General features: G+C 70.1%; 13 protein-coding genes. 8 read left to right on the top strand and 5 right to left on the bottom strand.

Annotation, left to right across the window (positions count from 1 at the left end; genetic code table 11):
• The first annotated feature begins 65 nt into the window (after positions 1 to 65).
• The 5 genes from ACWDNU_RS00355 to ACWDNU_RS00335 are packed head-to-tail and all read left to right on the top strand — an operon-like array spanning position 66 to position 4177.
• Entirely contained in the window at positions 66 to 1523 is a 1458-nt protein-coding gene (locus tag ACWDNU_RS00355; protein WP_449667074.1) for a 2-hydroxymuconic semialdehyde dehydrogenase, read from the top strand.
• Entirely contained in the window at positions 1520 to 2251 is a 732-nt protein-coding gene (locus tag ACWDNU_RS00350) for a 2-keto-4-pentenoate hydratase (RefSeq protein WP_449667073.1), read from the top strand. The genes ACWDNU_RS00355 and ACWDNU_RS00350 overlap by 4 nt, the downstream gene beginning before the upstream one ends.
• Before the next feature lie 2 nt (positions 2252 to 2253).
• Positions 2254 to 2679, top strand: coding sequence for a RidA family protein (locus ACWDNU_RS00345; protein WP_370937327.1), 426 nt, complete (start codon positions 2254 to 2256; stop codon positions 2677 to 2679).
• Positions 2676 to 3200, top strand: coding sequence for a 3-hydroxyanthranilate 3,4-dioxygenase (locus tag ACWDNU_RS00340; protein ID WP_370937325.1), 525 nt, complete (start codon positions 2676 to 2678; stop codon positions 3198 to 3200). Before ACWDNU_RS00345 ends, ACWDNU_RS00340 begins: the two co-directional genes overlap by 4 nt.
• 2 nt (positions 3201 to 3202) lie before the next feature.
• The gene (locus ACWDNU_RS00335; protein ID WP_449667072.1) at positions 3203 to 4177 is read left to right on the top strand and encodes an amidohydrolase family protein; all 975 of its coding nucleotides are present in this window, start codon (positions 3203 to 3205) and stop codon (positions 4175 to 4177) included.
• On the opposite strand, the gene ACWDNU_RS00330 is transcribed toward ACWDNU_RS00335, so the two are convergent.
• Positions 4174 to 5496: an NtaA/DmoA family FMN-dependent monooxygenase gene (locus tag ACWDNU_RS00330; RefSeq protein ID WP_449667071.1), complete on the bottom strand. Its 1323-nt coding sequence runs from the start codon at positions 5494 to 5496 to the stop codon at positions 4174 to 4176. The genes ACWDNU_RS00335 and ACWDNU_RS00330 overlap by 4 nt on opposite strands.
• A gap of 17 nt (positions 5497 to 5513) precedes the next feature.
• Positions 5514 to 6629, bottom strand: a complete 1116-nt coding sequence (locus ACWDNU_RS00325; protein WP_449667070.1) for an LLM class flavin-dependent oxidoreductase — start codon at positions 6627 to 6629, stop codon at positions 5514 to 5516.
• A 142-nt stretch (positions 6630 to 6771) separates the two neighbouring features.
• On the opposite strand from ACWDNU_RS00325, the gene ACWDNU_RS00320 reads away from it, so the two are divergent.
• Both ACWDNU_RS00320 and ACWDNU_RS00315 read left to right on the top strand, forming a co-directional pair.
• Positions 6772 to 7629 (top strand): aminoglycoside phosphotransferase family protein, encoded by an 858-nt coding sequence (locus ACWDNU_RS00320; RefSeq protein WP_449667069.1) that lies wholly within the window; start codon positions 6772 to 6774, stop codon positions 7627 to 7629.
• A 4-nt stretch (positions 7630 to 7633) separates the two neighbouring features.
• Positions 7634 to 8191 (top strand): hypothetical protein, encoded by a 558-nt coding sequence (locus ACWDNU_RS00315; protein ID WP_449667068.1) that lies wholly within the window; start codon positions 7634 to 7636, stop codon positions 8189 to 8191.
• Between the two features lie 235 nt (positions 8192 to 8426).
• On the opposite strand, the gene ACWDNU_RS00310 is transcribed toward ACWDNU_RS00315, so the two are convergent.
• Both ACWDNU_RS00310 and ACWDNU_RS00305 read right to left on the bottom strand, forming a co-directional pair.
• Complete coding sequence (locus ACWDNU_RS00310) at positions 8427 to 9206, bottom strand: nitroreductase/quinone reductase family protein (RefSeq protein ID WP_449667067.1); 780 nt, start codon at positions 9204 to 9206, stop codon at positions 8427 to 8429.
• A 25-nt stretch (positions 9207 to 9231) separates the two neighbouring features.
• A complete protein-coding gene (locus tag ACWDNU_RS00305; RefSeq protein ID WP_449667066.1) occupies positions 9232 to 10254 on the bottom strand; it encodes an LLM class flavin-dependent oxidoreductase in 1023 nt (340 codons plus the stop codon).
• Positions 10255 to 10355: 101 nt separating this feature from the next.
• Between ACWDNU_RS00305 and ACWDNU_RS00300 the strand changes: the two genes are divergently transcribed.
• Entirely contained in the window at positions 10356 to 11327 is a 972-nt protein-coding gene (locus ACWDNU_RS00300; RefSeq protein ID WP_449667065.1) for a quinone oxidoreductase family protein, read from the top strand.
• A 2-nt stretch (positions 11328 to 11329) separates the two neighbouring features.
• On the opposite strand, the gene ACWDNU_RS00295 is transcribed toward ACWDNU_RS00300, so the two are convergent.
• Positions 11330 to 12913, bottom strand: a complete 1584-nt coding sequence (locus ACWDNU_RS00295; RefSeq protein WP_449667064.1) for a dipeptide ABC transporter ATP-binding protein — start codon at positions 12911 to 12913, stop codon at positions 11330 to 11332.
• Position 12914 lies beyond the last annotated feature (1 nt).

Here is a 12914-nt window from a genome sequence, read left to right as displayed (position 1 = left end):
ACGGCTATGGCAGCGGCGGCAAAGAGCATTGGCCAGGCATTCCTGGCGTCCCTACGGTCAGTTCCATGGCTGCGGAACTCCACAACGTCGTCGGCGGGACCCGGGTAGCCGGGCGGCGCACCTTCGAGAAGCTCGACCCGGTCGACGGGTCGCTCGTCGCGCACGTCCACGAGGCCGGGCCGGACGTGGTCGACGCCGCGGTCGCTGCTGCGCGCGCCGCGCTGGACGGGCCGTGGGGTCGCGCATCGGTGGCTGAGCGCACTGCCTTGCTGCGCCGGATCGCGGACCGGATCGAGGAGCGGTTCGAGGATTTCGTCGCCGCCGAGGTCCGCGACACCGGAAAGCCGGAGCACCTGGCTCGTGAGCTGGACGTCGCGCGGGCGGCGACGAACTTCCGGTCTTTCGCCGACACAGTCGCGGCGGCCGGTCTCGATTCCTTTCTCACCGAGTTGCCGAACGGCCGCAAGGCGCTGAACTACGCGGTGCCGAAGCCGCTGGGCGTGGTCGCGGTGATCGTGCCGTGGAACCTGCCGCTGTTGCTGCTGACCTGGAAGGTCGCGCCCGCGCTGGCGTGCGGGAACGCGGTGGTGGTCAAGCCGTCGGAGGAGACGCCGTCGACCGCGACCCTGCTCGCCGAGGTGATCGCGGAGGCGGGTGCGCCGGCCGGGGTGTATAACGTCGTTCACGGCTTCGGGCCGGACTCCGCCGGGGAGTACCTCACCACGCACCGCGGCATCGACGGCGTGACTTTCACCGGCGAATCCCGGACCGGCTCGGCGATTATGCGCGCGGTCGCTCCGTCGGTCAGGCCGGTTTCCTTTGAGCTGGGCGGAAAGAACGCGGCGGTGGTGTTCGCGGACTGCGACCTCGAGAAGACTCTCGACGGCCTCGCCCGGTCGGTTTTCCTGAACACCGGGCAGGTGTGCCTGTGCACGGAGCGGGTCTACGTCGAGCGCTCCGTCTTCGACGCGGTCGCGAGCGGGCTCGCCGAACGGGCAAAGGCGTTGCGGCTGGGCCGACCGGACGCTCCGGACACCACGACCGGGCCGTTGATCTCCCAGCAGCACCGAAAGAAGGTCCAGTCCTATTTGGACCTCGCGGTGGCCGAGGGGGCGACGGTGCTGACCGGCGGTTCGGTGCCGGAACTCGGGCCGGACCTCGCGGGCGGGTCGTGGATCGAACCGACACTGTGGACCGGGCTGGACAACTCCGCGCGGGTCGTGCGCGAGGAGGTCTTCGGACCGGTCGCGGCGCTGATCCCGTTCGACACCGAGGACGAGGCCGTCCGGCTGGCGAACGACACCGACTACGGGCTCGCCGCCGCCGTCTGGACCGCCGACCTGGAGCGAGGCCATCGCGTCGCGCAGCAGATGCGGGTCGGGATGGCCTGGGTCAACACCTGGTACCTGCGGGACCTGCGCTCGCCGTTCGGCGGTGTCGGGCTCTCCGGCATCGGCCGGGAGGGCGGCCTGCACTCGATGCACTTCTACACCCAGCCGACGAATGTGTGCGTGCAGCTATGACCATCGAGGAACGGGCAGCGCTGCTTGACCAGGCGACCGCCACCGGGCAGGCGATTCCACAGCTCACCAGCAGCGAGCCGATGAGCTTGGAGACGGCGTATGCCGTGCAGCACAAAGGAATCGCGCTGCGTGAAGGGCGCGGGGAGACGCTGGCGGGCGTCAAGCTGGGCTTCACTAGCAAGGCGAAGGCCGAGCAGATGGGCGTTTCCGACGTCATCATCGGCTCGCTGACCGACCGCATGCGGATCGAGGACGGCGGAACGTTCGACGCCAGCCGCGGCGTGCATCCGCGGGTCGAACCCGAGGTCGCCTTCCGGCTTGGTCCGGACGGCGAGCTGGTCGCCGTCGCGCCCGCGCTGGAGATCATCGACAGCCGGTACCGGGACTTCCGGTTCAGCCTGGCGGACGTCGTCGCCGACAACACCTCGGCGTCGGCTTTCGTGCTCGGGCCGTGGACGAAGATCGACCAGGTGGCCGCGCTGGCCGTTGAACTGCTCTTCGACGGCGAGGTCGTCGCCACCGGATCGACCGCCGACATCCTCGGCGACCCGCTGCGCGCGCTTCCCGCCGCACAGCGGATGGCCGCCGCGTACGGGCACCGTCTGCTCAGCGGGTCGGTGCTCCTCGCCGGTGCGGCGACCGCCGCCGTGGCGCTGAAAGCGGGAACGCATGTCGAGGCGCGGGTCGCCGGGCTCGGCTCGGTTTCCGTGCGGACAAAGGAGGGATGAGCGTGGCGCAAGCCCATGTCGTCGCCGGGAAGGCGACGCCGCGCGGGCGGTTCCCGCACGTCAAGGTGGTCGGGGACCTCGTGTTCGTCTCCGGCACCAGCAGCAGGCGCCCGGACAACACCTTCGCCGGCGCGGAGGCCGACGAGTTCGGCGTGACCACTTTGGACATCCGGGCGCAGACGCGCGCGGTGATCGAGAACATCCGCGACATCCTGGCCGCGGCCGGCGCGGGACTCGAAGACCTCGCGCAGGTGACCGTGTTCCTGGTCAACATGAACGATTTCGGCGGGTACAACGAGGTCTACGGCGAGTTCTTCGACGAGACCGGCCCGGCCCGCACGACTGTCGCGGTGCACCAGCTGCCGCATCCGCATCTGCTCATCGAGATCCAGGCGATCGCCCGGATCCCCGGCAAGGAGGAACGATGACCGCCATCCCGCCCGTGTTCGATTTCGCCGCGTGGATCAAGGAGCACGAGGACGAGCTGAAGCCGCCGGTCAACAACAAGCAGATGTGGGCCCCGATGGGCGATTTCATCGTGCAGGTCGTCGGCGGGCCGAACCAGCGGACCGACTTCCACCTCGACCCGTACGAGGAATGGTTCTACCAGTACAAGGGCGACATGCACGTCAACCTCATGACCGACGACGGCCCGCGGCGCGTCGACATCCGCGAGGGCGAGATGTGGATGCTGCCGCGCAACGTGCACCATTCGCCGCAGCGTCCGCAGGAGGGGTCGATCGGGATCGTGATCGAGCGGATCCGCGAGGAGGGGACGCTCGAGAAGTTCGTGTGGTTCTGCCTGGAGTGCGACGCGAAGGTGCACGAGGTCGAGTTGCAGGTGCGGGACATCGTCGACGATCTGCCGCCGGTGTTCGAGCAGTTCTACTCGTCCGAGAAAGCCCGGACCTGCGGGGCGTGCGGGACGCTGCACCCGGGGAAGGGCTGAGCGTGCGCGCGATCGACGTCCACAGCCATTTCGTCCCGCATGGCTGGCCTGATCTCGGCGAGGGAATGCCGTGGCTGCGCGCGGAAACCGAGCGCGAGGCCATGATCATGGTCGGGTCGGAGGAGTTCCGCCGGATCCGGTCCGACTGCTGGGACGCGTCCGTCCGCTTGCGCGACATGGACGCCGACGGGGTCGAGGCGCAGGTCGTTTCGCCGACGCCGGTGTTCTTCGGCTACGACACGAGTCCCGGGCAGGGCGAGAAGATCGCGCGGGTCTTCAACGACCTCGCGCTGGAGATCTGCGCGCCCGCGCCGGACCGGCTGATCCCGTTCTGCCAGGTTCCGTTGCAGGACACCGACGCCGCGTGCCGCGAGCTGGACCGCGCGGTGACAGCCGGGCACCGGGGCGTGGAAATCGGCAACCACGTCGGTGACCGCGACCTCGACGATGCCGGTGTCGTGACGTTCCTACAGCACGCGGCGTCGCTCGGCGTGCCGGTTTTCGTGCACCCGTGGGACATGCCGCTCGCGCCGCGCCTCGACCGCTGGATGGCGCGGTGGCTGACCGGGATGCCCGCGGAGACGCATCTGTCGATCATCGCGATGATCCTCGGCGGGGTGTTCGACCGGGTGCCGCCGAGCTTGCGGATCTGTTTCGCCCATGGTGGCGGGTCGTTCGCGTTCTGGTTGGGGCGGTTGGAGAACGCTTGGCATCAGCGGGCGGACATCATCGCCACGTCGGAGAAGCCGCCGTCGGAGTATGTGGGGCGGTTCAGTGTCGATTCGGTCGTGTTTACCGAGGCGGCGCTCCGGAATCTGGTGGATACGCTGGGGGCGGGGCAGGTGATGGTGGGGAGCGATTATCCGTATCCGCTGGGGGAGCGCCCGGCTGGCGGGGTGGTGCGGCGGGCGGAGTTTCTGGACGAGGCTTCGCGGGAGTTGTTGCTGCGAGGGAACGCGAAGCGGTTCCTGGGCTAAGCCAGACCGAGGTGGTCCCGCAACGTGGGTCCGCTGTAGTCCTCCCGGAACACCCCGCGCTCCTGCAGCCTCGGCACCACCTCGTCGGCGAACCGGTCCAGCCCGCCCGGCGTCACGTGCGGGACCAGGATGAACCCGTCTGACGCGTCCGCCTGCACGAGTTCGTTCATGGTGGACGCGACAGTCTCAGCGGAGCCGATGAAGTTCTGTCGTCCGGTGACCTCGATGATCAGTTCCCGGCTCGACAGGTGCTTCGCCTCCGCCAGTTGCCGCCACTCGTTTGCGGTCGCGACCGGGTCGCGGTGCATGCGGACGCTCGCGCGGCCCTTCGAGATCAGGTCGCCGACCGTCGGGTCGAAGGACGGGAGCGGGCCGTTCGGGTCGTGGTCGCTGAGGTCGGTGTTCCAGAGCTGTTCGAGGAACTTGATCGCGGTCTGCTCGCTGACCTGCTGCAACCGGACCTCGTGGGCGAGTTCGTGCGCTTCGGCGTCGGTGTCGCCGAGGACGAAGGTGGCGGCGGGCAGGATGACCAGCTCGTGCGGGGCGCGGCCGTATTTCGCCAGGCGGCCCTTGACGTCCTGGTAAAACGCTTGGCCTGCTTCGAGAGTGCCGTGGCGGGTGAAGATGGCGTCGGCGGTCGCGGCGGCGAATTCTCGGCCTTCTTCGGAGTCCCCGGCTTGGATGGTGACCGGGCGGCCTTGCGGGCTGCGCGGGACCGGGAAGCGGCCGGAGATGTCGAAGTGCTCGTCGTGGTGGGCGAAGTCGCCGCCGTCGGCCAGGAAGCGGCCGGATTCCTTGTCCGCGAGGAGTTCGTCGCCGCGCCAGGAGTCGAAGAGTTCCCACGCTGTGCGCAGGAAGGTTTCGGCCCGCGAGTAGCGCTGGTCTTGCGGGAGGAAACCGCCGCGGCGGAAGTTTTCGCCGGTGAAGGCGTCCCAGGACGTGACGACGTTCCACGCGGCGCGGCCGGCGGAAAGGTGGTCCAGGGAGGCGAATTGCCGGGCTACCTCGAACGGTTCGTTGAAGGTGGAGTTGATGGTTCCGGCCAGGCCGAGGCGATCGGTGACGGCCGCCAGCGCGGAAAGCACAGTGAAGGTGTCGGGGCGGCCGACGACGTCCAGGTCGTAGATTTCGCCGCCCTGTTCCCGCAGCCGCAGGCCTTCGGCGAGGAAGAAGAAGTCGAACTTCGCGCGTTCGGCGGTCTGGGCCAGCTTGACGAACGAGCTGAACTCGATGTGGCTGCCCGCTTCGGGATCGCTCCACACGGTCGTGTTGTTGACCCCGGGGAAGTGCGCGGCGAGGTGGATTTGCTTGGCAGTCATGGAAAATCTCCCGGGAATCAGGCGGCGTAGCGGTTGGCCGGGCGCGGCAGGCCGAGCAGCTCGCGCAGGGTCGAGGCCTCATAACCGGAGCGGAACGCGCCCCGGTCGCGCAGCTCGGGGACCAGCGCGCGGGTGATGGCGGTGAGGTCGTGCGGCAGGGCGCCGGGGCGGAGCCGGAAGCCGGTCAGACCGGCGGCGTGCCAGTCGAGCAGGAGGTCGGCCAGCTGAGCCGGGGTGCCGGTGAAGACATGCGCGTCGGAGATGAACTCGGCGCGGTCGTCCAGCCGGGCCTTGCGGTCGGCGGCGGCTTGCTCGGTTTCGTCGAGGAAGACCGCCAGGTCGGCGAAAACCTGAACGGGCGCACCGATTTCGTCGATGATCGACGCGGCGTGCGCGCGGTCGTTCGGGGTCACGTATACGACGTCGGCTTGGCGGGCGGCGAGGCGGTAGGCGTCGGGACCGTGCGCGAGTGCGGCGACGATCGGCTGGCCCTGCGGCGGACGCGGCGTGATGGACGGGCCTTTGACGGAGAACCAGCGGCCCTCGAAGTCGATGTAGTGCAGTTTGTCGCGGTCGATGAACCGGCCGGTGGCGACGTCGCGGATCTCGGCGTCGTCCTCCCAGCTGTCCCACAGCCGGCGCAGCACCTCGACGTAATCAGCGGCTTCCTCGAACAAGTCCGCGACCTCGGGCGGCGTGCGGCGGCCGAAGTGCTGGAATTCCGCCGGACTTCCGGAAACCTGCACGCGGACCCCGGCGCGGCCGGTGCTGACGTAGTCGAGCGTCGCGATCGCCTTCGACAGGTGGAACGGCTCCGTGTGGGTGACCACGGCGGTCGGGATCAGGCCGATGTTCGACGTCAGCGGCGCGATCCGCGAGGCGAGCAACACCGCGTCGAGCCGGGCTTGCGCACGGTCGGCGCGGGCGGCCGGTTCGGCGGGGTCGCGCAGGGAGAGGAAGTCCTCGAAGGTGACGAAGTCCAGGTGCGCGGCTTCGGCTTCCCGGACCAGCTCAGCCCAGTATCCGGCGGTGAGCAGGTCGGCCGGGCGGGCGTCCGGTTCGCGCCATGCGGCCGGATGCCAGCCGGCGCCTTCCAGCGCGACGGCGAGCCGTGGTCCGGTGAGCCCTGTCATGCTGCGTCCTTTCCCCGTGGATGCCAGCAGTGTGGCTCGGGATCCGGGACGACGGCGACGGTAACCAGGGTCTGGGACAGTCGGCGGGAACGGGAATAAACCGGTTGCCCGCTGTCGCGCTGACCCGGTTTGCTCGATGCTCATGAATCGGATGCACGCGGACGAAGCGGAAATCGACGACGAGCTCGTTCGTCGCCTCGTCGCGGCCCAGTTTCCGCAGTGGGCCGGGCTGGCGGTCTCGCGGGTCGCCTCGTCGGGGACGGAAAACGCGATGTTCCGGCTCGGCGGCGAGCTGGTGGTCCGGCTGCCGCGCCTGGTTCGCGGGGCCGCCGAGATCGGCCACGAACAGCGCTGGCTGCGGTGGCTCGCGCCGCGGCTGCCGGTCGCCGTGCCGGAAGTGCTCGGCGAAGGACGGCCTGGCGAGGGCTTCGACTGGGACTGGTCGGTGCTGCGCTGGCTGCCGGGCGTCAACCCGGATTTCGGCGACGCGCAGGTTGCACGGGATTTGGGTGCGTTCGTGAAAGCGTTGCGCGGCTTGGATACTGCGGGCGCACCGGAGGTCAGCCGGGGTCGTCCGCTGCACACGCGCGACGCGCCGACCCGGGACGCGATCGCACAGCTCGGTGGTGACCCGGCGTATGTCGCAGCGTGGGAGAAGGCGCTCGCGGCACCCGAGTGGGCCGGGGATCCGGTGTGGCTGCACGCGGATCTGTCGCCGGGGAATGTGCTGGTCGACGACGGCGGGCTAACTGCGGTGCTGGATTTCGCGGGAGTCGGGATCGGCGATCCGGCGGTGGACGTGATCCCGGCGTGGAACACGTTCGCGGCGGCCGAGCGGGAGGTCTTCCGCGAGGCGGTGGACGTGGATGACGCGACGTGGGAGCGCGGCCGGGGCTGGGCGTTGTCGATCGCGCTGATCCAGCTGCCGTACTACCGGGAGACGAATCCGGTGCTGGCGGCGAATGCGCGGCGCACCATCGAGGCCGTGTTGGAAGACTGACCCCATGGTCTCTTCACTCGCGCAGCACCCGTCGTCTTGGTGGCGTGAGCAGTGCGCCGCGTTGCTCGGGGACGGCGATTGGCACCAGCTCTACACAACGGCGATGAGCTGGCGCAACGACGGCGGCGCCTACCTGCCGGAGGCGTGGTTGATGGACGTCTGCTCAGCGCTTCTCCACCGGCAGCCGAAGACGGCCGTCCACTGCTGCGACCTGGCATTGCAGCTGTGGGTCGAGCGCACTGGCGACCGGGCTGTTCTCCACTTTGTGCGCGGGCTCCTGATCGCCGACCACCTCGGCGACCCCAAGAGCGCTCTCGACGACCTCGTGCTCGCCGCCGACGGCCCCGGCTGGCTGGGCGGCGAAGACCTCGATCGGGTGCGAGCTGCGGCGGCTACGTCCCGGGTGCGAAAGCCGCGCGCGCAGCCCGCGCCCGGGTATGACCGGGCCTACCGCGACCTGATCTCCACGTCGCCGTCGCTGCCGGTGCCCGAGCCGCTGCCCGAGGACGGCGCGCGGCCGGAACTGTGGAGCCGAGCGTTGCCGTATCTGCGGCGGACCTGAGCTAGTCCAGGTCGACGCGCTGGCTGCCGGCGGACCTGTCTGGTTGGGCGGCGAAGACCTCGATCGGGTGCGAGCCGCGGCGGCCACGTCCCAGGTACGAAAGCCACGCGCCCCCGGATGACGGGCCTGCCGCGACTGGTCTCCACGTCGCTGCCAGTGCCCGAGCTGCTGCCCGAGGACGGCGCGCGGCCGGAATTCTGGAGCCGAGTATTGCCGTATCTGCGGCGGACCTGAACTAACCGAGGTCGATCCGGATCGTCAGCAGGTCGGTGCCGAACGCCTGCACCGCCGTGCTGTTCAAGCGCGGCAACGACTTCAGCCGCGCGCGGGCGTCGTCGTCGGGAAGCAGGTGCGCGACCCCGCGCAGCCAGCGGCCGTGCAGGCGCAGGCGGACGTTCGGATCGGCCTGGATGTTGCGCACGTACTGCGACCGCTCGCCGAATTCGGATACCAGCCAGAATTCCTGGCCGACCCGGCGGCCGCCGATCGGGGTTTGGCGGGGGAGGCCCGAGGTGCGGCCGGTGGTTTCGAGCAGGGTCTGGCCGGGGAGCCGCGACAGCACCGGGTTGCCGAGCCGTCGCTGGAACGTCGTGACGAGCTGGTGCTGCAGGTCGCCGGGCCGCACCCGGCCGGCGGCGTGCCGCAACCGCGCCGGGATGACGAGTTCGTGGATCGGCACGGCGAGGGCCCACAGCTGGCGGGCCGGGAACCGGTCGTAGGTGACTTCGGTGGTCCAGTACACGCGGTCCGCGTCGAGGTGCACGATGTTGCGCGTCGTCATCAGCGGCGACGGCGCTTCGAGCACGACCCGGTCCGGCTCGGCCGAAGCGACCGTCCAGCCCAGCACCCGCTCGGGAGCCAGGCGGGTGGTCAGGCCCAGGCCGAGCCATCCGGTGCGCAGGAAAGCCCGCATCGGCGGCGGAGCGTCCTCCCAGACCGCGCGCGCCCACTGCAGTGCGTCGCGCTGGTCCCCGGCAGGACGGGCAATGTCCACTGTGGACGAAAAATCCGGCACCCTGCCACGCTAGCACTCATCACCGTCAGGACGCCGGTTTCCAGCCCAGCTCCGGGCCCAGCCGGGTGGCCAAGTCGGTGAGAATCTGCACGTAGTCTTCGTGCTCGAAGGTGAACGGGAGCGCGAAGGCGACCTCGTCGACCTCGCGGAAGGCGGCGTGCTGGTAGAGCTGCGAGGCGATTTCAGCGGACGTGCCGACGTAGTCGCGCGAGAACAGCAAACCGCCGGGGCCCTGCGGGGTTTTCGTGCGTGGCAGGCGTTTTGCCGCATAATCCTCGTACTTCGCGCGCTGCTCAGCCGTGGCGCTGTCGGTCGGAATCACCACAAGGCCTTGCGAAACCCGCGCCCGCGCCCCGTCCGGATGGTGCGAGCGGAACGCCCGCACGTGCGACAGCTGGATCTTCTCGAAGTCCGTCGAGCCTTCTTCTGCGCGGACGACGCTGCTGGTCAGGTAGTTCATCCCGGCTTGCCCGGTCCACACCGCCGACCGGGTGCTCGCGCCGCCGTACCAGAGGCGGCTGGCCAGGCCGGGCGAATGCGGCTGCACGCGGTCGGAGAACGTCTCGATGCCTTCGACCCCGCTGAACGTCGAGGCGCGCTCGCCGCGGACCAGCGACAACAGCCGCGACACGCGGTCGTAGCCGAAGTCTTCCTGGTCGCCGGTGTCCGGATACAGCGCGGCCCGCACGTCGTCGTAGTGCATCGGCGGGCTGACACTGACGCCCGGGTTGAGCCGTCCGCCGGACAAGACATCGACGGTCGCGAGGTCTTCGGCGAGGCGCAGCGGGTTTTCCCAGCCGAGCGGGATCACCGCGGTGCCCAGCTCGATCCGGCTGGTGCGCTGGGTGGCCGCGGCGAGCACCGCGACCGGCGACGAGATGCCGTACTGCAGGTGCCGGTGGCGCACCCAGGCGCTGTCGAACCCGAGCTGCTCGCCGAGTTCGAGCACCCGCAGCGTGGATTCGTGGCCCGGGCCAGGGTCGTCGCCGTCGAACAGGCCGATCGTCAGGAAACCCAGTTTGCGCAGCGGTTGCGTTTCGGTCGGCACGGCGCGTCCCTCCTCGGGTGAACTAAGCCGGAATAACCGCGGACCGGCCCAGGTTGTTCCGGCTCGCTGATACCTACGCAGAACACTGGGGAGTACGCAAGATGCGCGCTTTGTCCATCACTCGCTACGGCGGTCCCGAGGTCCTCGAAGAGATCGAGGTGCCCGAGCCCGTTCCGGGGCCGGGCGAAGTGACCATCACGGTCTCGCACGCGTCCGTCGGGCTGATCGACGCGCTGATCCGCCGCGGCACGCTCGCCGAGTACGACTACGCGCCGAAGCCGCCGCTCGTGCCCGGGCTCGAGGTCGCGGGCACGATCCGCGCGGCCGGACCGGGCAGCGGCTTCTCGGTCGGGGACGAGGTCGTCACGCTCACGCTGCCCGGAATGGGCGGATACGCCGACGTCAAGCTCGCGCCCGCCGCTCTCGTCGTGCCGCTGGCCGGCACCGGAGTGGAGCGTGCGCAGGCGGTCGCCGGCCTGGCGAACACCGTGACGGCCTACCTTTCGCTCACCGAGGCCGTGCGGCTGCCGAAGGACGCGCGCGTGCTCGTGCACGGTGCGCTCGGCGGTCTTGCCTCGGTGTATCCCGAGGTGGCGCGGCTGCTCGGCGCGCGCGAGGTTGTCGGCACGGTCCGGCGGCCCGAGCAGGTCGAGGCGGCGAAGCAACTCGGCTTCGACCGCGTCGTGCTGTCCGGCGAACTTGGCGAACTGCGCGAGGAGCGGTTCGAGATCATCGTCGACCCGGTGGGCGGCGACTTGCGCATCGAATCGCTGGACCTGCTCGCGCCGATGGGCCGGATGCTGGTAGTCGGCAGCGCGGGCAGCGAGACCGCGCCGCTGGTGGACTCGAACGCCGTGTGGGGCAAGAACATCGGCGTGATCGGCTTCAACGTGGGCGGCTTCCTGGCCGCCGACCCCGCGCCCGCTCGTCCCGCCGCGGACGCCGTGCTCCCGCTGTACACCGACGGCCGGATCCGGCTCCCGGTCACCGTCCTGCCGATGGCGGAAGCACGTGAGGCGCACCGGCGGATGGACGCGGGCGAGGCCGCCGGACGGCTGGTGCTCGCCAACTAGCGTCACGCGCGCACCTGCTCGCCGCCGGGGATCGCGGCCAGCAGGTCGCGGGTGTACTGCTCGCGCGGCCGCAGCAGGACGTCGTCGGCCGGGCCGAGTTCGAGCAGCTTGCCCTGGCGCATCACCCCGACCTGGTCGGCGATTTCCCGCACCACGGCCAGGTCGTGGGTGATGAACAGGTAGGTCAGGCCGAGTTCGTCCTGCAGTTCCACGAGCAGGTTCAGGATCTGCGCCTGCACCGAAACGTCCAAAGCGGACACTGGTTCGTCCAACACGACGAGATCCGGGCGGAGCGCCAGCGCCCGAGCGATCGCCGCGCGTTGGCGTTGGCCGCCGGACAGTTCGGCAGGCTTGCGGCGCAGCACTGACGACGGCAGCGCGACCTGATCGGCGAGTTCGGCGACCCGTTCGGCCCGGCCGCCGACGCGGAACGCGCGCAGCGGTTCGCCGATCACGTCGGCGATCGAAAAGCGCGGGTTCAGCGAGGCGTACGGGTTCTGATAGACGAGTTGGAACCGGCGGCGGAGCCTGCGCAGTTCGGCGGGGGACAGCCGGGTGACGTCCTGGCCGTCGAAGCTGACCGTGCCCGCGGTCGGGGTCTCCAGGCCGACCGCCATGCGTGCGGTGGTCGTCTTGCCGGAGCCGGATTCGCCGACCAGGGCCAGGGTTCGGCCACGGGTGAGCTGGAACGACACGTCGGCCACGGCTTGCACCGAACCGGCCCGGGACGACGCGAAGGTCTTCGAGACCGAGTCGACCGACAGCAAGACCTCCGGACCTTCCGCGCGGCGCGGCCGGAGCGGTTCGCGGCTGAGACTTGGCGCGGCGGCGAGGAGCCGTTGCGTGTAGTCCTGCGTCGGGGCGGCGAGGAGTTCGCGGGTCGGTCCTTCCTCGACCAGCCGTCCTTCGGACATGACGGCGATCCGCGCGGCCCGGTCGGCGGCCACGCCGAGGTCGTGCGTGATGAGCAGGATCGCGGTGCCGTCGTCGGCGGCCAGTTCCGCCAGATGGTCGAGGATTTCCTTCTGTACGGTCACATCGAGCGCACTGGTCGGCTCGTCGGCGATGATCAGCCGGGGCTGGCCCGCGAGCGCGATGGCGATCAGCACTCGTTGCCGGAGGCCGCCGGACAGCTCGTGCGGATACTGCCGCGCGCGCAGTTCCGCCCGGTCGACGCCCGCCCGTCGCAGCAGTTCCACCGCGCGGGCGGCGGCATCAGTGCGAGCGGCCAGGCGGTGGATCAGCAGCACCTCGGCCACCTGCTCGCCGATCCGCCGGACCGGGTTGAGCGACACTGTCGGATCCTGCGGCACGAGGGCGATCCCGGTGCCGCGCACCTTTCGCCAGTCCCTTTCGGACAGTGCGGTCAGGTCGCGTCCGTCGAAGGCGATCCGGCCGCGGCGGACCAGCCCGCCGCGCGGCAGCAGCCCGATCGCGGCGTGGGCGGTAGTGCTCTTCCCGGAGCCGGATTCGCCGACCACCGCGACGATCTCGCCCGCTCCGACCCGCAGGCTCACGTCCCGCACGGCGGGCACCACGCCGCCCGAGGTGCGGTATGAGACCGCCAGTTCGCTGATCTCCAGCACT

Source organism: Amycolatopsis sp. NPDC003676, from assembly GCF_053587275.1.
The sequence above is the reverse complement of the archived record's forward strand: the minus strand, read 5'-3'. Positions and strand labels throughout refer to the sequence as shown.